21 protein-coding genes and 2 tRNA genes are annotated in these 16,595 nt (G+C 62.1%); 12 read left to right on the top strand and 11 right to left on the bottom strand.

Going from position 1 to position 16,595, the window contains the following annotated elements:
- Positions 1-18 precede the first annotated feature (18 nt).
- The 5 genes from BLR34_RS00970 (at position 19) to BLR34_RS00990 (ending at position 4,493) form a co-directional block, all read left to right on the top strand.
- The gene (locus BLR34_RS00970; RefSeq protein ID WP_092698508.1) at positions 19-747 is read left to right on the top strand and encodes a tetratricopeptide repeat protein; all 729 of its coding nucleotides are present in this window, start codon (positions 19-21) and stop codon (positions 745-747) included.
- Between the two features lie 3 nt (positions 748-750).
- Positions 751-1,050, top strand: coding sequence for a DUF424 domain-containing protein (locus BLR34_RS00975; RefSeq protein ID WP_092698510.1), 300 nt, complete (start codon positions 751-753; stop codon positions 1,048-1,050).
- A gap of 78 nt (positions 1,051-1,128) precedes the next feature.
- Entirely contained in the window at positions 1,129-2,376 is a 1,248-nt protein-coding gene (locus tag BLR34_RS00980) for an aminotransferase class V-fold PLP-dependent enzyme (protein WP_092698512.1), read from the top strand.
- 76 nt (positions 2,377-2,452) lie between these two features.
- On the top strand, positions 2,453-3,451 hold the full coding sequence (locus BLR34_RS00985; RefSeq protein ID WP_092698514.1) for an aldo/keto reductase: 999 nt from the start codon (positions 2,453-2,455) through the stop codon (positions 3,449-3,451).
- 1 nt (position 3,452) lies between these two features.
- Positions 3,453-4,493 (top strand): dipeptide epimerase, encoded by a 1,041-nt coding sequence (locus tag BLR34_RS00990; protein ID WP_092698516.1) that lies wholly within the window; start codon positions 3,453-3,455, stop codon positions 4,491-4,493.
- Here the strand turns inward: BLR34_RS00990 and BLR34_RS00995 are convergent.
- Together BLR34_RS00995 and BLR34_RS01000 are read right to left on the bottom strand one after the other, a co-directional pair.
- Positions 4,490-5,182, bottom strand: coding sequence for a bacteriorhodopsin (locus tag BLR34_RS00995; protein ID WP_092698518.1), 693 nt, complete (start codon positions 5,180-5,182; stop codon positions 4,490-4,492). The genes BLR34_RS00990 and BLR34_RS00995 overlap by 4 nt on opposite strands.
- Positions 5,182-7,491, bottom strand: coding sequence for a methyl-accepting chemotaxis protein (locus tag BLR34_RS01000; RefSeq protein WP_092698520.1), 2,310 nt, complete (start codon positions 7,489-7,491; stop codon positions 5,182-5,184). The genes BLR34_RS00995 and BLR34_RS01000 overlap by 1 nt, the downstream gene beginning before the upstream one ends.
- Before the next feature lie 112 nt (positions 7,492-7,603).
- On the opposite strand from BLR34_RS01000, the gene BLR34_RS01005 reads away from it, so the two are divergent.
- From BLR34_RS01005 to BLR34_RS01015, 3 genes are all read left to right on the top strand, one after another.
- Positions 7,604-8,479 carry a 3-hydroxyacyl-CoA dehydrogenase family protein gene (locus BLR34_RS01005; protein WP_092698522.1) on the top strand — a complete coding sequence of 292 codons (876 nt, stop codon included), beginning with the start codon at positions 7,604-7,606 and terminating at the stop codon, positions 8,477-8,479.
- 66 nt (positions 8,480-8,545) lie between these two features.
- A complete protein-coding gene (locus tag BLR34_RS01010; protein ID WP_092698524.1) occupies positions 8,546-8,725 on the top strand; it encodes an HVO_2753 family zinc finger protein in 180 nt (59 codons plus the stop codon).
- Positions 8,726-8,727: 2 nt separating this feature from the next.
- Positions 8,728-8,994, top strand: a complete 267-nt coding sequence (locus BLR34_RS01015) for an elongation factor 1-beta (RefSeq protein WP_092698526.1) — start codon at positions 8,728-8,730, stop codon at positions 8,992-8,994.
- Between the two features lie 7 nt (positions 8,995-9,001).
- Here the strand turns inward: BLR34_RS01015 and BLR34_RS01020 are convergent, their stop codons facing one another.
- The gene (locus BLR34_RS01020) at positions 9,002-9,847 is read right to left on the bottom strand and encodes an NAD+ synthase (RefSeq protein ID WP_092698528.1); all 846 of its coding nucleotides are present in this window, start codon (positions 9,845-9,847) and stop codon (positions 9,002-9,004) included.
- Positions 9,848-9,982: 135 nt separating this feature from the next.
- Between BLR34_RS01020 and BLR34_RS01025 the strand changes: the two genes are divergently transcribed.
- Positions 9,983-10,053 (top strand) — tRNA-Gly (locus BLR34_RS01025).
- Positions 10,054-10,146: 93 nt separating this feature from the next.
- Here the strand turns inward: BLR34_RS01025 and BLR34_RS01030 are convergent.
- The 4 genes from BLR34_RS01030 to BLR34_RS01045 form a co-directional block, all read right to left on the bottom strand.
- Positions 10,147-11,700 carry a hypothetical protein gene (locus tag BLR34_RS01030; protein WP_092698531.1) on the bottom strand — a complete coding sequence of 518 codons (1,554 nt, stop codon included), beginning with the start codon at positions 11,698-11,700 and terminating at the stop codon, positions 10,147-10,149.
- On the bottom strand, positions 11,697-12,410 hold the full coding sequence (locus BLR34_RS01035; RefSeq protein WP_092698533.1) for an ABC transporter ATP-binding protein: 714 nt from the start codon (positions 12,408-12,410) through the stop codon (positions 11,697-11,699). Before BLR34_RS01035 ends, BLR34_RS01030 begins: the two co-directional genes overlap by 4 nt.
- A gap of 191 nt (positions 12,411-12,601) precedes the next feature.
- Positions 12,602-12,686: transfer RNA gene (locus BLR34_RS01040), tRNA-Ser, on the bottom strand.
- Positions 12,687-12,717: 31 nt separating this feature from the next.
- Positions 12,718-13,437 (bottom strand): DUF2064 domain-containing protein, encoded by a 720-nt coding sequence (locus tag BLR34_RS01045; RefSeq protein WP_092698535.1) that lies wholly within the window; start codon positions 13,435-13,437, stop codon positions 12,718-12,720.
- A 60-nt stretch (positions 13,438-13,497) separates the two neighbouring features.
- Here BLR34_RS01045 and BLR34_RS01050 point away from each other — a divergent pair, with 60 nt between their 5' ends.
- Together BLR34_RS01050 and BLR34_RS01055 are read left to right on the top strand one after the other, a co-directional pair.
- Positions 13,498-13,716 (top strand): hypothetical protein, encoded by a 219-nt coding sequence (locus tag BLR34_RS01050; RefSeq protein ID WP_092698537.1) that lies wholly within the window; start codon positions 13,498-13,500, stop codon positions 13,714-13,716.
- Positions 13,717-13,773: 57 nt separating this feature from the next.
- Positions 13,774-14,322 carry an NfeD family protein gene (locus tag BLR34_RS01055; RefSeq protein ID WP_092698539.1) on the top strand — a complete coding sequence of 183 codons (549 nt, stop codon included), beginning with the start codon at positions 13,774-13,776 and terminating at the stop codon, positions 14,320-14,322.
- Here the strand turns inward: BLR34_RS01055 and BLR34_RS01060 are convergent.
- Together BLR34_RS01060 and BLR34_RS01065 are read right to left on the bottom strand one after the other, a co-directional pair.
- Complete coding sequence (locus BLR34_RS01060) at positions 14,319-14,942, bottom strand: DUF7547 family protein (protein ID WP_092698541.1); 624 nt, start codon at positions 14,940-14,942, stop codon at positions 14,319-14,321. The two genes, BLR34_RS01055 and BLR34_RS01060, sit on opposite strands and share 4 nt — an antisense overlap.
- Before the next feature lie 43 nt (positions 14,943-14,985).
- Complete coding sequence (locus BLR34_RS01065) at positions 14,986-15,252, bottom strand: hypothetical protein (RefSeq protein ID WP_092698543.1); 267 nt, start codon at positions 15,250-15,252, stop codon at positions 14,986-14,988.
- 194 nt (positions 15,253-15,446) lie between these two features.
- Between BLR34_RS01065 and BLR34_RS16800 the strand changes: the two genes are divergently transcribed.
- A complete protein-coding gene (locus tag BLR34_RS16800) occupies positions 15,447-15,608 on the top strand; it encodes a hypothetical protein (RefSeq protein WP_176765194.1) in 162 nt (53 codons plus the stop codon).
- Here the strand turns inward: BLR34_RS16800 and dpsA are convergent, their stop codons facing one another.
- The gene (gene dpsA / locus BLR34_RS01070; RefSeq protein WP_092698546.1) at positions 15,609-16,154 is read right to left on the bottom strand and encodes a DNA starvation/stationary phase protection protein DpsA; all 546 of its coding nucleotides are present in this window, start codon (positions 16,152-16,154) and stop codon (positions 15,609-15,611) included.
- A gap of 88 nt (positions 16,155-16,242) precedes the next feature.
- Positions 16,243-16,569: a hypothetical protein gene (locus BLR34_RS01075; protein ID WP_092698548.1), complete on the bottom strand. Its 327-nt coding sequence runs from the start codon at positions 16,567-16,569 to the stop codon at positions 16,243-16,245.
- Positions 16,570-16,595: the final 26 nt, after the last annotated feature.

A 16,595-nucleotide genomic window follows, 5' to 3' on the forward strand; every position in this document is an offset into this window, starting at 1 on the left:
CCATGCCTACACAGCTGTATGACTGATGACCCCCCAGACCACGAGTTCTCGGACGGACAGGGATTCGAGGACCCGTACGACGCCTTCGACCTCGAACCGTCCGAGTTGGCCGTCGACATCGATTCGGTCGACCCGGTTGACTCGCACGCTCTGCCGGACATGCTCGACGAGGCAAATATCGAAACCGACTCGGTCGACGCCGAGACGGTCCTCGACATCGGGCTGGAGTACGTTCGCCTGAACCGGTACGAGCAGGCGACAGAAACGCTCGAACGCGCCGGCCAGTTTGCCGACGACAAGCGAATCCAACAGGAGGCGTGGGTCAACAAGGGGGTCGCCCACGCGGAACTCGAAGAGTACGACGCCGCCATCGGTGCGTACAAGGAAGCAATCGACATCGACAGCGACTCCGAACACGCCGCCACGGCGGAGACGAATCTCGCATATTCCCTCTGGGAGTTCGGGCGGACAGAGGAGGCACTCGAACACGCAGAACGCGCCGTCGAAATCGACCCGCGGTTCGGCGAAGCGTGGTACAACCGTGGCTTTTTCCTCAACGAGCGCGGTCTCGCCGAGGACGCGCTCAACGCCTTCGACAACGCGGTTCGACTCGGCTACCGGAGCGCCGACTTGCTCGAAGAGAAGGCCGTTGCGCTCGAACGAATGGGCGAAGACGAACGGGCCGAAGAGGTCGCCGAGGAGGCAGAAGCGATGCGCGACCAGCAGGACCAGGAGCTTCTCGAGTAAGCCATGGAGACGCTACTCCTGAACGAACGGGAGACGCCGAAAGGTCAGCTCGTCTCGGTCTGTGACGCCGACGTACTCGGCGAGGAGTTCGAGAACGACGAGGTCTCGCTCACCGTCGACCCGGAATTCTACGACGGCGACCCGGCCGACGAGGGAACGGTCGTCCAGAGCCTCGCGAACTGTACCGTCGCCAATTTGGTCGGTACGTCAGCGGTCGCACTCGCGGTCGAACACGGCTTCATCGAGGAGGAGAACGTCCTCGACCTCGGCGGCACCCGGCACGCACAACTGCTGTGGCTGTGACCGCTGTGTTACGACTGTCGGAAATACAATTTCGGGAAACCGAAATAATGTTACTCCTCCAACCCTGACTGTACATCGATGGCAACACCTGAGACCGAGGTTCTCGATGTCGAGCGCATTCGGGAAGATTTCCCTATCCTGGAGCGCGAGATTGGTGGCAAACAGCTCGTCTATCTCGACAACGCGGCGACCTCACAGACACCCGACCCAGTCGTCGACGCGATTGCAGACTACTACCGCGAGACGAACGCGAACATCCACCGCGGTCTCCACCAGCTTTCACAGGAGGCAAGCGTCGCCTACGAGGAAGCCCACGACCGGCTAGCGGAGTTTATCGGCGCCAGCGGCGGTCGCGAGGAAATGGTGTTCGTTCGGAACACCACCGAGGCCGAAAATCTCATCGCCTACGCCTGGGGGCTGAACGAACTCGAACCGGGCGACGAAGTCGTGATGAGTGAGATGGAACACCACTCCTCGCTGGTCACGTGGCAACAGATTGCCGACCGGACCGGCGCGGAGATACGCTACATTCAGGTCGACGACGACGGCCATCTCGACATGGACCACGCCGCCGAGATAATCACCGACGATACGCAGATGGTGAGTGTGGTCCACGTCTCGAACACGCTCGGTACCATCAACCCAGTCGGTGAACTCGCAGACATCGCCCACGACCATGACGCCTACATCTTCGTCGACGGTGCACAGTCTGTTCCCACCATGCCCGTCGATGTCGAGGAGATGGACGCAGACTTCTTTGCGTTCTCTGGACACAAGATGGTCGGTCCGACCGGTATCGGCGGTCTCTACGGCAAACAGCACCTGCTCGAAGAGATGGACCCGTTCATGTACGGCGGTGGCATGATACGGAAAGTCGAGTTCGAGGAGACGACCTGGCACGACCTGCCCTGGAAGTACGAGGCCGGGACGCCGGCAATCGCACAGGGCATCGCACTCGCCGAGGCGGCTGACTACCTCGACGACATCGGGATGGAGCGCATCGAGCGCCACGAAAACGCCCTCGCACAGTACACTATCGACAGGCTCTCGGAGTTCGACGATATCGACATTATGGGGCCGGGCGCGGGCGAACAGCGCGGCGGACTCGTCTCCTTCACGCTCGATACCGTCCACCCCCACGATATCTCTGAGATTCTCAACGACTACTCGGTCGCCATCCGCGCTGGCGACCACTGTACGCAGCCACTCCACGACAAGATGGGCAAGACTGCCTCGGCGCGGGCCTCCTTCTACATCTACAACACCCGCGAGGAAATCGACGCGCTGGTCGACGCACTCGACGCTGCGCGTGACCTCTTTCGCTGAGGGCTGTCACCGCAACTGAACGACTGTCTGACCAGAAGCCCCAACCTTTCTGTCGGTCGCGGCCGAGTCTCCGCGTATGGACCTCGACCTTGATACGGTCCCGATGGGACGCACTGGGCTGGAAGTGAGCGAAATCGCCTTTGGAACGTGGCGGTTCGGCCGTGAGACGGCGGCCGGGAACCTCGAAATCAGCCGCGAGCGGGGTCACGACCTGCTCGATACGTACGAGGCGGCAGGCGGCCGCTTTATCGACACGGCAAACGTCTACGGCGGCGGCGTCAGCGAGGAGTGGATTGGCGAGTGGATGGAAGAGCGCAATCGCGACGAGTTCGTCATCGCCTCGAAAATCTTCGGGTCGACCCGCGAGGACGACCCGAACGCTGGCGGTCTCAACCGCAAGCACGTCCGCAACCAGATCGACGTGATGCTCGACCGTCTTGGAACGGACTATCTCGACGTGCTGTACATCCACCGGTGGGACGAGTCGACCGCTGCACGGGAGCTGATGCGGACGCTCAACAGCCTGGTCGAGGACGGCAAAGTCCACTATCTCGGTGCGTCGACGGGCCGCCCGAACGGCTGGCGTATCGCACGAGCGAACGAGATTGCCCGCCAGCACGGCTGGGTGCCTTTTACTGTCACACAGCCGCGGTACAGCCTCGTCAACCGGGAAATCGAAGCCGAATACATGGAGCTGTGTCGCGAGCGAGATATCGGCATCGCTCCCTGGAGCCCACTCGCCCAGGGATTTCTGACGGGCAAATACGAACGCGACGCCGACATGCCAGACGACTCGACGGCCTCTGATTCGGACCGCTGGGAGGAGAACTATCTGACTGAGACAAACTTCGACGTACTCGACGAGGTTCGGGACGTGGCCGAGGAAGTCGGTGCCACCGAAGCCCAGGTCGCACTCGCGTACCAGCTCCACCACGCCGATGTCACCGCACCGATTGTCGGCGCACGCACCACCGACCAGCTCGAAGAGAACCTTCGCGCGGCAACTGTCTCGCTCTCTGACGAGCAGTTCGAGCGCCTCGAAGCGTCGAAAGCGGACCCATACGCCGATATCTGAGATGGCGAGAGCGATTACCGACGCCCGCTTCGAGCGTCACACGCTTGCCCTGTCGGAGTCGTTTACCATCTCGCGGGGCACGACCGAGGAGACGACCGTCCTGACCGTCGAACTCGAAGACGATTCGGGACGGGTCGGGGTCGGGGCCGCGGGTCCATCGGCGTACTACGGCGAGACGGCAGACAGCGTCGCGGAGACGCTGCCTGCGCTACTGGAGGCGGTGACCGGGGTCGGTGACCCCCACGCTCAGCAGGTCATCGCGGAGCGACTGGTCGAGGTCGCGCCGGCCCAAGCCGCCGCCCGCGCTGCCGTCTCGATTGCCGTCCACGACCTCGCGGCAACGCAGGTCGGGGAGCCGCTGTATCGCCGCTGGGGACTCGACCCCGAGCGGACGCCACAAAGTTCGTACACCGTTCCAATCAACTCGCCGGAGGAGATGCGTGACCGGGCCCGGCGAGCCGTCGAACGGGGGTTCGACGTGCTGAAAGTCAAGCTCGGTACCGACGCCGACCGGGAGCGCCTGCGGGCGGTCAGAGAGGGCGCACCCGAAGCGCGCATCCGCGTCGACGCGAACTGCGCGTGGACCGCCGGCGAGGCTGTCGACAACACGGCGTGGCTGGCAGAGTGCGGCGTCGAGTTCCTCGAACAGCCGGTGGCGGCCGACGACATCGAAGGGTTACGTCGGGTGTCTGTCGAGGGCGCCGTACCGGTGGCCGCCGACGAGTCGTGTGTCACGGCCGCTGACGTGGGAACGGTCGCCGATGCCGCCGATGTCGTCGTCGTGAAACTGATGAAATGTGGCGGCCTGCGGCCCGCAAAACATCAGATTCTGGCCGCAAAGGCCGCGGGTCTCGACGTTATGCTCGGCTGTATGATAGAGAGCAGCGCCTCGATTGCAGGCGCGTGTCAGCTCGCGCCGCTCGTCGAGTACGCGGACCTCGACGGCGCACTGTTGCTCGCAGAAGACATCTACGATGGGTGCGTGCTGTCCGACGGCCGTCTCGACCTCACAGCAGTCGAGAGCGGGACCGGTGTCCGCTAGTCTGCGGTCACTTCAGTCGTCGTCGTGGCCTCTTCGACCGATAGCTGGCCCGAGAGGGCAATGAGGCCGAAGCCGACCTTTGAGACAACGTCCAGATACGCGACGACGAGCGCCGAGGTCTCGATTTGCATCAGGCCGAGGCCGACCGGTGCGAGCACCCAGATTGCCGGATAGATGAGCCACAGGACGACCACGAACGCCCGGAGCTTCCGGAGCAACGCCAGTGTTCCGGTCTCTCGTGCGGCCCGCTCGAAGCTGGTCGCGGTGATGTAGACGACGCCAACGAACGCGAGTCCGCCGGCAGCGAATCCGGCCCACTTGAGCGGGGATGCCACCATCGCCCCGGCGAAGCCGAACAGGATAGTGGCAGCCATCAGCACCAGTGACTGCCAGATGGAACGGTTCGTTGCACCGGCGAGCAGCCCCAGGTAGAGCACGTGTAGCGGCGTCGTCAACAGCCAGTCGACATACCGGAGTCCGAAGACCGTCGCGTCGGTCTGCGTTTCGAGGACGCCGAGTTTCATCGACATGAGGACGTAGGCCCCGACCGCGATGAGCGGGACGGCCACGAGCACGGAGTACCGACGGTAGTTCTCCCGCGGGACGAGGCGGAATCCGTACGCGAGGACGAGCGTCCCCAGCGCCATCCCGATTGCGCCGAGTCTGTACCACATCGTCAGTCCCTCCATCAGTCGTCACCTCCGGGGGACGTCACCGCTGTCTGTGTATCGGTACTGACGGTGAACTGGTCGAGCAAGTCGTCCAGCGCTGCGGCGTTCTCACGGAGCTGAGTGGCAGAACTCGCCACCTCGCCGATTGCGTCGGCCTGCTGGTCGGCGGCGTCGGCTACCGTGTCGGCCTCCTGTGCTGTCTCTTGGCTAATGTCTGTCAGGTCGTCGATAACGTTCATGACGTTCTGTGAGGTGCGTGCCTGTTGTTCGGTTGCGTCGTCTATCTCCTGGATACCGACGTCGACTTCCTCGGTGTACTCGACGATACGCTCGAGCGAATCGATTGCCTCGTCGACGGTCTCGGTGCCGGCGGTGATACGGTGACTCGTCGCTTCGATGGTGTCGACGGTCTCGTCGGTCTGTGACTGGATGCGCTCGATTCTGTCCTCGATATCCTGTGCGGCGTCGCGGGTCTCTTCGGCGAGGTTCTTGATTTCGTCGGCGACGACAGCGAATCCGTCTCCACCGGCGTCGGCGCGGGCGGCCTCGATGGAGGCGTTCAGCGCCAGCATGTTCGTCTGCTCGACGATGTCGGTGATGAGGTCGACGATTTCGCCGATTTCTTCGAGTTCGCTCGCCAGCGCGTTTATCTCTCGGACGGTCTCGTCGGTCTCTTCGTCGATAGCGCTCATCTCCTCGACAGCCTCCTGTGCGGCCTCGCGGCCGGTTTCGCCGACCTCGGCGGCCGACTGGGAGGTGCTTGCGACCTGCTGTGCCGAGGAGGCGACCTGTTCGGCGATTGCCGAGAGTTCTTCCATGTCCGAGGCCGCCTCTTGGAGGCGCTCGTTTTGCTCGGAGGCTCCCTCGAAGATTTCGCCGATTGAATCACGAACTTCCTGGCTCGCGGTGTCGACTCGCTCGGCGTTGTCGCCTGCGCTATCGCTCGCTTCTAGCACGTCTCGTGCGAAGGATTTGGTCGTCGAGATAATCTCTTCGAGGGCATCCAGTGTCGTGTTCAGCTCCTCGCCGACCGACTCCATCGCCTCGTGGTCACTCTCGGGGTCGACCCGCCGCGTGAGGTCACCCGAGGCAACCTCGCCGAGCACCTGACGGTACTCGGTCGCTTTGGCCTCGAGTTCGTCGTTTATCTGTTGCATCTGCTCGCTTTCCTCGACGGCCTCTTGCCGTGCCTGTTCAGCTTCCTTTTTGGCCTGCTCGGCGTCCTGGCGTGCCTCCTCTGCCTCGGTAATCTTCTCGCGGAGCGACGAGCGCATGTCATCGAACGACCGGTAGAGAACGCCGAATTCGTCGTCTCGTGCTGTCGAGAGGTCGACATCGAGGTCGCCGTCACCCATCTTCTGTGCGCGGTCGGTGAGCCGACGCAGCGACGTGATGGTGTTCGTACCGACTGTGACACCGACGAGCCCGAGGTTGATGATAGCAAACAAAATCAGCCCAAGCAGGTCGGAGTTAATCTGGTCGGCGAGCTCGAATGCGGCGTCGCGCTCTGTCTCGACGACGACGGTCCAGTCGGCCGTTTCGAGGCCCTTGAATGTCAGTAACTGGTCGTCCCCGTCGTCGACGAATCGGCTCTGGTCGGCAGTCACGCCCTCGTACTTTTCAGGGTCGATATTCGAATCGTCCAGAATCCGGTCCCCGTCGGGGTGAGTCACGTAGACGCCCTCCTGATTGATGACGGTCGTACTCGAATTCTCGCGTGCCGCCGAAATCGAGTCCGACTTCGCCTGTAGGTCAGTCATGTATACGAGCACCCGGTTCTCTTGTCCCGTGACCGGTGAGAGAACGGCGATTATCGGGTGGTCTGCAATCGGGACGTTGAACGGCTCCGTGACGTGGGTGTCGTGTGGACCGGCGAACGACGGCGGGTTCTCGGCGAAGGCAGCCCCCTGCTCGGCCGGCTGGACGCCGACGAACTGCTCGTTGGAACTCGCCTCGAAGGTCATCGTCTCCGTGTTGAGGTAGTGGACAGCGGCGACGTGTTCTGAGACCTGGTCGTTCTCGACTAACCGCTGTAACTGCTCGCTCACCTCGTCGGGGTCGTCGGTGTCAAGTGCCGGACTATCTGACGCGGCCCTAACGCTTCGCTGCGTGTTCAGCAGCCACGAATCTAACTCCCCTGCCTGTGAGTCTGCCAGCCCAACCATGTCGTCTTCGACGGTATCTTCCAACGTGTTCGACGCCTGTACGCTGATAACTGCCCCGAATGCGACCATCACCAGAATCGCGAACGAGAGTGCAATCGCTAATTGGACTGCATAGCTCCCCTGAACGAAAGACGGAAGAAGTGAACTCGTTCTCTTTCCCATTGCTATAGACTAGTACACGGACTTAGATAAAAAAGGGTGGCTAGTTTATTTCTACTTGATAACTGGATGACAAGGGACAAATGCTTAGCCGCGGCCGTCCCTGAGAGTGAATATGAACATTGCTGTGCTCGGGGCCGACGCCACAGCACGCGAGGTAGCGGCCGCGTGTGTTCGTGCCGGCGAGCGCGTGAATCTCCACGCCGGTGAGGTGACAGCTGTCATGGACAGCATCGACACCGTCGAACGCCGGCTGGGGACAGACGGTATCGAAGCGAGCGACCGAATCGAGGGGACGACCGGGCTCGACGCAGCCGTTGCCGACGCCGATATCGTGGTCGATACGACTCGCTCGGACGCGGCGGCGCTGCAGGACAGATTCGCCGAGCTCGAAGAGGAAATCGCAGAGGAGACCCTCGTCGCGAGCGCCGTGCCTGCGGTTTCTGTGACCAGTGCTGCGGCCGGTCTCCGCCGGCCGGGACGTGCGGTTGGCTTCCGCTTCCACCAGCCGCCAGAGCCGTTCGTCGAAGTCGTCTTGGCCGAACAGACCGAGGCTGTGGCCGCCGACCGGGCCAGCCAGTTCGCCGAACGCGTCGCCACTGACTGGATAGCGGTCCGCGACACCCCTGGAAACGTCTCTGCGCGCCTTGCGCTCTCGCTTGAGGTCGTCGCCGTCCGAATGGTCGACGAGGGAGTCGCCGACGTGACAGCTGTCGACACCGCATTCGAGCACCTCTATCAGGGAGAGATAGGGCCACTCGAACGTGCAGACCGTCTCGGTCTCGACCAGCGCCACGAGGCGCTCCGCTCGCTCGCCGAGCGTCTAGGGCCGCGGTTCGAGCCGCCGCCGCTGTTGACGGCGCTCGTCGAAGCGGACAAGACGGGGCTCGATGCCGGCGAGGGGTTCTACGTCTGGGAGGGCGAGACCCCACAACACAGTGCGCTCGCGGACCCGACCGCGCCCGAAGACCACCGCGACCTGACGGGCTGACAGCCCGGTCAGCGGTCGGAACCACAGTTGACAAGGGTTAAAAACGACGGCCCAAAACGAAACTACATGAGCGGACTGCAAGAGCAAACCAGGAACCAGTGCATCTCCTGTGGCATCAACGTCGCAGGTTCCAACGCTGCACACTTCGACTGTCCCGAATGCGGGCAGCAGATTTACCGCTGTGCCAAGTGTCGCAAACAGAGCAACCTCTACCAGTGCCCCGACTGCGGGTTCACAGGACCATAACGATGGGAGACGTAGTTGCTGCAATCAAGGTCATGCCGGACAGCCCCGAAATCGACCTGGACGACCTCCAGAATCGCCTCGAAGACACCCTGCCCGAGGGTGCCGAGATTAGCGATGTCAACACCGACGACGTTGCGTTCGGGCTCACCGCGCTCATTCCGACGGTCATCGTCCCTGACGAGGAAGGTGGGACTGAAGCCGTCGAGGAAGCGTTCTCCGAGGTCGAGGACGTCGAGAGCGTCTCTGTCGAAGACGTCGGCCGCCTCTGAGGCTGTTCTAGAAGAGCGGTTCGGGTGACGGCGGGACGTGTCGCTTGTGGCGGCTCGTCTCGTGAAGCTCCCGGACGTGCTCGATAACCGAGTCGTCGACGCCGAGTTCGGCAGCCGTTGCATTCACAGAGAGCGGTCCGTCGATGTGGAGCGCGAGCACCGAGTCGAGCGTATCGTAGCCGACGCCGAGTTCCTCCTCGTCGGTCTGGTCGTCCCACAGGCCTGCAGAGGGTGTCTTCGTCGCCATCGCCTCCGGAACCCCGAGGTGCTGAGCGAGCTGTCTGACCTGCTGTTTGTAGAGATTGCCGATAGGATGACAGTCGACGGCGCCGTCGCCGTACTTCGTGTAGTAGCCGACCGCCGCTTCGCTTCTGTTCCCCGTTCCGAGGACGAATCCACCGCGGCGATTCGCCTCGAAAAACGCGAGCACCGCTCGAATCCGCGCCCGCAGGTTTCCGACAGCGACCTGGACCGATTCGTCGTCGAGGGCCGCCGTATCGACTGTCGGATTTGCATCGAGGAACGACTCCACGAGCGGCGATATCTCGACGACATCGTACTCGATGTCGAGTAACTCGCTCGCGACGCGCTCGGCGTCGCTCATGTTCTCGTCTCTGTTGACGGTACTCGGAAGGACGAGCCCGTAGACCGCGTCTCGGCCGAGCGCCTCGACGGCGAGGTGAGAGGTGAGTGTGCTGTCGATGCCTCCCGAGAGGTTGATGACGGCTGACTCGGCGCCCGATACCTCGTACGTGTCGCTGATGAACGAGGTGATGTGGTCGCGCTGACGGTCGAGTTCCGCCTCTGAAAGGGTCAGGTCCAGTGGCTCGTCTGCTCTCGCTATCTCTACCATGCATCTCGTTGTGAGGCAGCACAAATAAACCGGTCGGATACTCCCAGAAATGGGAACTATCACTCGAAAAGTGAATATACGTCCACTTTAACGAAGCGCTACACTCAAGTGAGTTCGCCGTGGATTTCGAGGTGTGCGCGGATGGTCTAGTGGTAGGACATGAGCTTCCCAAGCTCATAGCCCGGGTTCAATTCCCGGTCCGCGCATCTCTCTGCCTGAACGGTGGTAAGCGTTGCCCAGACACACGCTGTCAGCACCTGCGCCACACGACCGCGCCGGCTGTCCTCTGGCAGCGCCTCTCACTCGACCGTTAGCTGGTCGAATCGCTTCGCTGCAATTTGCTGCCCGACTCGCCCGACTCCGAGCGAAGCCAGTATCGTGGCCACGATACCGACGACTGCCAGCGGGGCAACACCCAGTTCGTCAGCCGCGAGTACCCCGAGAGCGGCCGGGGCAGCGAGTGTCACAATCACGACGGTGTGACCGGCCATCGCGAATTTGCTCGGCGTAATCGGGCCGTCGGAGTCGAAGGGAACAGCCTCTACCCGAGGGAGAACCAGCCCCATCGCGAGGCCGGCCGGGACAGCTCCGAGAAAGACAGCGACACTGACCACAAGCGCCGCCGGCAGCAACTCGACTGGGCCGATAAGTAGGCCGGCAGCGACGACTGTCGCAACCGCGACCGGGAGTCCAACGGCGGCCGCTATCAGCGTGTATCCGGTCACGATTTCGTCTCCTTCGGCAGTGAGCAGATGAGGGAGGGTCCCGTCTTCGGAGGAAAGCGGATTGAGCGCCAACACGAACCCAGTCATCCAGACCGCATACAGGCCCATCGTGAGGGGAAACAGCGGCAAATCCACGCCCTGCGGGTCGACGACACCCAGGCCGACGACGAGCAGCGGGGCACCGACCAGCCCGGCCGTAATGGGCTGTCGCCTCGTCTGAAGCCAGACTCGCCAGGCAACTGCCCGGGCGGGACCCTCGATGCCGAGCGAGCCGAGCCACGCACCCATGCGCGTCCTGTCGACTCCGGGAGTCTCGCGTTGTCTCCCACTGAACCACGTTCGGCGAGCCAGTCGCTCGGTGAGCAGTCCCAACAGCGGGACGACGACGAGACTCGCGAGAACCGTCACCCGGAGCGCAGCACGGTCGGGGGACACGCCGGGAACTCGAACCAGGAACGCCTCTGCGAAGTTCGCGACGGGAAGTTGTGACAGCACCGAGAGTGAGGTCGCCGGGTAGCCAAGCGCAAACGAGAACACGACGAGGGCAACACCGCCGGCGACGACTCGGCCCGCACTACTCGGCCTGTAGCCGGTCGCAGCAAACCCGAGCCGTGCAGCCATACCGGCCAACTCGGCGGTGAAAAAGAGCAACACCAGCGCAAGCAGTACCAGCGGGCTCCGCGTCGGGAGTCCGAGCCCCCACAGCAGTGCCACGGCAGTCGCAACCGCGAACAAGCCGAAAAGGGCCAGACGGCGCGCGTACTCGGCGAGTACTGTCCCCCACAGCGTCGGCCGAATGTCTGCCGAGCGCAACAGGAAGCTGCCACCGGCGACAGACGATGCGTGTGTCGGCGTCCCCGACGCGGCGAGACCGGCCAAGAAGAGCCAGAGCGCGGCGACTGTCCCGCGGGTCAGCTCTCGGACCTGTGTCGGATCGATATCACCGACTCCCTCTCCCGACGCCTCGAGACCTGGAACCTGGGAACCGACGAGAACGATGTAGACCCATCCCCCGACGAGGAGGGTCGCTTGGAACAACAACAGCCGCGGGCGGTCACGCAGCCGCCGCCAGCTCCGGTGGAGGTGTAGCCGCGTGACGAGCACCGTCCGCCGTATGGTCTGTTTCATTGGTCGGTGAGTTCGAGAACTGCCGTTTCGAGGTCACGGTCTCCGTCGCCCGTCGACAGGTCATCCGGACGCTCGTCGGCAACCAGTTCCCCCTCGCTCACGATGCCGACCCGGTCGCAGATAGACTCGATAGTCGTGAGGTCGTGAGAGGACACCATCACGGCTGTTCCGTCGTCGCTGACTGTTTCGACGAGTTCTCTAACCGTCCGCGTCGCTCCCGGGTCGAGTCCGTTCAGTGGCTCGTCGAGTATCAGGACCGATGGCTCGTGTAGCGTCGCCTGTGCGAGCCCCAGCTTCCGGCGCATCCCCGTCGAATACCCTTCAACTCGGCGGTCCGCGGCATCGAGCAGGTCGTACTGGACCAGCGCCTGCTCGACGCGGTCTCCGTCGTCCAGTCGTCGGAACTGGGCGGCGTATTGGAGCTGTTCACGTCCGGTTAGCTCGTCGTACAGGGGTGCCTCTGCTGGAAGATAACCGAGCGTCTCCGCGAGTTTGCCACGCCGTGTCGCCTCGACACCGTCTACCCGTGCCGTTCCACGGTCGGGCTGTAACAACCCGGTGAGCATTCGGATTGTGGTCGTCTTTCCGGCTCCGTTTGGCCCAACGAATCCGTAGACTGTTCCGGAGGGAACCGACAGGTCGAGTCCGTCGACCGCGAGAACGTCGCCGAACCGCTTCGTCAAATCCTGTGTCTCGATAGCAATCGTCACTACTTTCGACTGTTGTACGTCTCCGTATAATTATTTCGGCATCGCAGCTGATACACTCCGCTCTGCGGTCACAGGCGGTACAGAAAACGGCGAGACTGGGAGTCGAACCCGACTGCGAGACACACCTGTCGGTCTCGCGTAATTCAAATCTCGGCCCGATAGCTGTTCACTCACGTACGTTCGCTCACAAGCGGTGGGACTGGGATTTGAACCCAGGAGGGGCAAAACCCCACCTGCTCTCAAGGCAGGCGCATTAGGCCACTTTGCTATCCCACCTAGCAGCAATGTGTCGTTCTATCTGCCCCCTCTAAGAGTTGTCGGAACGCGTCGAAACGACTTGCCCGTCCTCGACGGTCAATCCCAACTCCTCGACACAGCGCGTTGTCCGTGACGGCACAATCTTCTCTGCAGCCTTGCGCGCCCGGATGAGCGAGACGGCCGCCGCGAGCCCTGCAGGCGCGTCGAGACAGGGCAACACGGGCAGATACGCGACCGATAGACCCGCATCGACGGCCCGTTGGGTCATCGTTTCGACAGCAGGCGCGGCGTAGCTGTCGGTGAAATCTACCGGGTCGGTGAATCCGGCGAAGTAGAGGCCGCCGTTGGTCGTCGGGCCCAGCACTACGTCGTCGCTCCGGAGTTTCATCGCAATCGTCCCGATGTGCTCTCGCCGCAACAGCGGTGCCGTCGGTTCGACGACGCCGACGGTTCGCTCTCCTTCGGATTCGAGGAGGTGAGTCAGCGCATTGCCGACGCGACCGGCGTAGCTCTCTCCGACCTGCACTTCGTACCGGACTGAGCCAGGCTCGGAAAGCTCGTCGTCGAGCAGCGACTGTAACTCCGCGTTGCTGTCGCGCTCGGACTCGGGGTAGTTCACGAGCAGGTCGGCCTCGCCGTGTTCGACGGTGTCACACACATCCAGAAGCGACGCGCGATACAGCGCGGTCGCGTCCTCGGCCGACAGTGATTCGTGGTCGGCGAGAGGCGCGTCGTCGGGCAACTCGGCCAGCACAGCAACGGTGGTCATAACTCTCTCTCGGAGGTGTGGACCCTTGGCATTTTATATCGGGACTGCGTACGTGGCGACATGCAATGGCGAACACTCGCGGGGACAGTCGTCGTCACGGCGGTTTCGCTGGCTGTCCTCGGTATTGCCGGCAACTTCGCGCTCGGTAACGAGCTGTTTGTGTCTTCAGAGATGCAGACGCCCGCGTTGCTCTCGTTTGGGTTCATCCTGACTGCGATAGTCGTCTTCGGCGCTATCGGACGGCCGTGGCAGAGCTGGGACCGGACGAGCTACTGGTAACCGCAGGTCTGTGACCCGGCCAGAACTGTTTTCCGAGACGGCTCCCAACCAGTTAGCATGGTGCTGGACCTCGCGCTGACGAATCTGCCGTTGCTTTTGATACTCGTAGGAGCAGGTCTCATCATCGCGGAGGCGTTTGCTCCCGGCGCGCACTTTTTCGTCGTCGGTGTCGCGCTGTTTGCGGCCGGGCTGGTGGGTTACTTCGGTGCGTTCGTACTTCCCGGCACGGTGAATCTGGTCTTGATGAGTCTCATCGTCATTGTGGCCTCGCTGGCGACGCTCTGGGTGTACCGCGAACTCGACGTGATGGGTGGGTCGGGCAAAGCAAAAACGTCGGATTCGGACTCACTTCGTGGGTCCACCGGCCGCGTGACCGAACGGGTGACCCCGACGGAAGGCGAAATCAAACTCGCTGATGGCGGCTTCAACCCCTACTACAAGGCCCGTAGTATGGACGGCGAGATTCCCGAAGGCGAGGAGGTCATCGTGGTCGACCCCGGCGGCGGCAACGTCGTCACCGTCGAGTCTGTGTCGAAAATCCGGGACGACATCGACCGAGAGCTGGAGGCCGACCGCGAACGCACAGCCGAACGCGAACCGAACTAAGACTCGTCTGCGTCGTCTCCGGGCTCGTCGCTGTCAGAGCCGTCGTCTGTTCCGTCGTTATCGCGACTGTCGTCAGCTTCGTCGATGTTGTCTTTCAGCGACTGTAGCTCTGACTCGATGTCGATACCGACGGCGTCCGCTCCAGACTGGTTGGCGTCGGTCTGTGCCTGAGCGGTGCCGTCTTCGGCTAGCTCGTTTTGAACCTCCTCGCGGAGGTCACGAGCGCGGTCCAGAAGCTCGGTCGCCTGTTCGTTCTCGCTGCGACCTTCGAGTGCAGACTGGAGGTCGGTGAGAACATCGTCGAGCTGTGACAGCGAGGCTCGGCCGACATCTTCGGCCCGGCTACGGGCCTCGGTGACAGCGCCGTCGGGCGAAGGGTCACGTCCATCCGCAAGACGAAGCGCGCGCTGGAGTAACTGCAGTGCGCGGACGTTCGTCCGGAGCAATAAAATCAGACCCGGAATCGCCACCTCGCTGGTGAACCGTGCCAGCTCGTTTGCCGTCGGTAGCCGGGGGCCACGGGGCCGTCCGCGCTCTACTTCCTCCTCTAACTCTCGGAGTGTCGTCGTCAGCTCGGCCAGGAGCTCTCGAAGCTCCGGGTCGGAATCCGCGTCGCTCATACGCCGACTATGCCTCCACGGTACAAAAACGTACCACGCTAGTTCAGTCGTCGGCCGCACACGGACCGGGGCCGTCACTGCAGGCCTCAGTGGCCGGGCCACAGTCGACCCGTGACTCCGTCGGCTCTGTACTCGATTGCAGCGTGTCGATACCCCAGAGCATCCCTGTCGTTGCGATAGTCCCGCCAATCGGCAGCGCAACGGCCATCGGGGTCGCGATAACTCCAAGCACTACCAGACCGAGACCCAGCACCGAAAGAGAGAGCCGGTCCGACAGACGAAACTGCGAGATAGTATGTCCAAATCTCATCACAACATACTAGCGGTCTTTGCCGTATAAATATAATCTGAATTATATTTCTGTAGGATTCTCTACTGAAATAGATTTCATAGAACGCGGTAGCATACCACACGGAACTCTATTCCCGGTCTTGTCCTACCGACGTTACAGTTGTTTAGGCTAACCAAAACTCTTTTAATTTTAGGATGGCCTAATTCGATGTGATGGACGCATTCAACGAATCGGGAGCAGACACAGAGGAGGCACCGGACGAAGAGTGTCGGGTGACGATGCACCGAAGCTCGCCCGACCGCACGGTCTTCACCGAGGAGGACAACACCGAGGGTTGGATTGCGACCGACCTGACCGTCCCGCTCGAACGGTAGTTACGTGGTCGCGTCTTCGAGCACGAGCGTGTCGTCTTCGAGGTAGTGTTCGATGTGATGGGCGTCTTCTTCGACCTCGACGAGAATCTCCCGGAGGAGCTGGGCTGTCGCGTGGTCACCGAGGTTCGCCGCCAGCTCGACGTGGTCACGCAGGTTTTCGATGATATCGCCGTAGATATCGAGGTCGTTGCCGAGTGAGGTACGGATATCGTAGACGTCTTGATCTTCTGTGTCGACGGGCGCGTGTTCTTCGATTGCCCCCGGTCCGGCGACGGGAGTTCCGCCGAGTGCCTGTGCGCGTTCCGCGAGCTCGTCGGCGGCTTCCTCTGCGTTCTCTGCTGCCTCGCCGAGGAATTCGTGGATATCGAGGAACTCTGCTCCGGCAACGTTCCAGTGGTGTTTCTTGAGCTGGTGGTACAGGACGTACGTCGCTGCGAGGTCCGCGTTCAGCGCGTCGATGACCTGTGTCGCTTTCTCGGTTTCCAGGCGTAGCTCGTTTTCTTCGACACTACCGAACTCTCGTCTGGGTGACTTCTGGGTACTCATACAGTACTATATTGTTACTTCAACCATATAAATCTGGCTTTAGGAGAAACTATATTTTCGATTTCTAAAATTACGTTCCTTGAATCCCTCACAGCACACGAAGTCGATACCCCTCGGCTGCGTGTTCGTCAGTCACGCGACCGGCCTCGGTTGCGGCGTCGAGTACCGCCGTGACGAACGGTTTGGGTACTTCGACGCCGATGAAGTCGTTTCCGTCCCTGCCAGTGGTAAGTCGGGCCATCGTTCGGTCGGTTCCATCGTCGTTGTAGATGCTGCCGACACGTTCGCCCTCTCGGTGAAACCGCAGCGTCACGTCTGTCGGCTCTATCGAGTCGAAGGTCACTTCGAACACGCGGTCGTCACCCTCTATCCGCGCGAGCATGCCACCATCTCGCTCCGTGATTGTCGTCTCCATAGTTACGTTACGTACTCGCTTCGTAT

It is taken from the genome of Halovenus aranensis (assembly GCF_900100385.1).
Lineage (GTDB): Archaea > Halobacteriota > Halobacteria > Halobacteriales > Haloarculaceae > Halovenus > Halovenus aranensis.

Excerpts from the sequence above, each read along its gene's own strand:
- BLR34_RS00970 (WP_092698508.1), top strand. The coding sequence starts at position 19 with ATGACTGATGACCCCCCAGACCACGAGTTCTCGGACGGACAGGGATTC.
- BLR34_RS00975 (WP_092698510.1), top strand. The coding sequence starts at position 751 with ATGGAGACGCTACTCCTGAACGAACGGGAGACGCCGAAAGGTCAGCTC.
- BLR34_RS00980 (WP_092698512.1), top strand. The coding sequence starts at position 1,129 with ATGGCAACACCTGAGACCGAGGTTCTCGATGTCGAGCGCATTCGGGAA.
- BLR34_RS00985 (WP_092698514.1), top strand. The coding sequence starts at position 2,453 with ATGGACCTCGACCTTGATACGGTCCCGATGGGACGCACTGGGCTGGAA.
- BLR34_RS00990 (WP_092698516.1), top strand. The coding sequence starts at position 3,453 with ATGGCGAGAGCGATTACCGACGCCCGCTTCGAGCGTCACACGCTTGCC.
- BLR34_RS00995 (WP_092698518.1), bottom strand. The coding sequence starts at position 5,182 with ATGGAGGGACTGACGATGTGGTACAGACTCGGCGCAATCGGGATGGCG.
- BLR34_RS01000 (WP_092698520.1), bottom strand. The coding sequence starts at position 7,491 with ATGGGAAAGAGAACGAGTTCACTTCTTCCGTCTTTCGTTCAGGGGAGC.
- BLR34_RS01005 (WP_092698522.1), top strand. The coding sequence starts at position 7,604 with ATGAACATTGCTGTGCTCGGGGCCGACGCCACAGCACGCGAGGTAGCG.
- BLR34_RS01010 (WP_092698524.1), top strand. The coding sequence starts at position 8,546 with ATGAGCGGACTGCAAGAGCAAACCAGGAACCAGTGCATCTCCTGTGGC.
- BLR34_RS01015 (WP_092698526.1), top strand. The coding sequence starts at position 8,728 with ATGGGAGACGTAGTTGCTGCAATCAAGGTCATGCCGGACAGCCCCGAA.
- BLR34_RS01020 (WP_092698528.1), bottom strand. The coding sequence starts at position 9,847 with ATGGTAGAGATAGCGAGAGCAGACGAGCCACTGGACCTGACCCTTTCA.
- BLR34_RS01030 (WP_092698531.1), bottom strand. The coding sequence starts at position 11,700 with ATGAAACAGACCATACGGCGGACGGTGCTCGTCACGCGGCTACACCTC.
- BLR34_RS01045 (WP_092698535.1), bottom strand. The coding sequence starts at position 13,437 with ATGACCACCGTTGCTGTGCTGGCCGAGTTGCCCGACGACGCGCCTCTC.
- BLR34_RS01050 (WP_092698537.1), top strand. The coding sequence starts at position 13,498 with ATGCAATGGCGAACACTCGCGGGGACAGTCGTCGTCACGGCGGTTTCG.
- BLR34_RS01055 (WP_092698539.1), top strand. The coding sequence starts at position 13,774 with ATGGTGCTGGACCTCGCGCTGACGAATCTGCCGTTGCTTTTGATACTC.
- BLR34_RS01060 (WP_092698541.1), bottom strand. The coding sequence starts at position 14,942 with ATGAGCGACGCGGATTCCGACCCGGAGCTTCGAGAGCTCCTGGCCGAG.
- BLR34_RS01065 (WP_092698543.1), bottom strand. The coding sequence starts at position 15,252 with ATGAGATTTGGACATACTATCTCGCAGTTTCGTCTGTCGGACCGGCTC.
- BLR34_RS16800 (WP_176765194.1), top strand. The coding sequence starts at position 15,447 with ATGGACGCATTCAACGAATCGGGAGCAGACACAGAGGAGGCACCGGAC.
- dpsA (WP_092698546.1), bottom strand. The coding sequence starts at position 16,154 with ATGAGTACCCAGAAGTCACCCAGACGAGAGTTCGGTAGTGTCGAAGAA.
- BLR34_RS01075 (WP_092698548.1), bottom strand. The coding sequence starts at position 16,569 with ATGGAGACGACAATCACGGAGCGAGATGGTGGCATGCTCGCGCGGATA.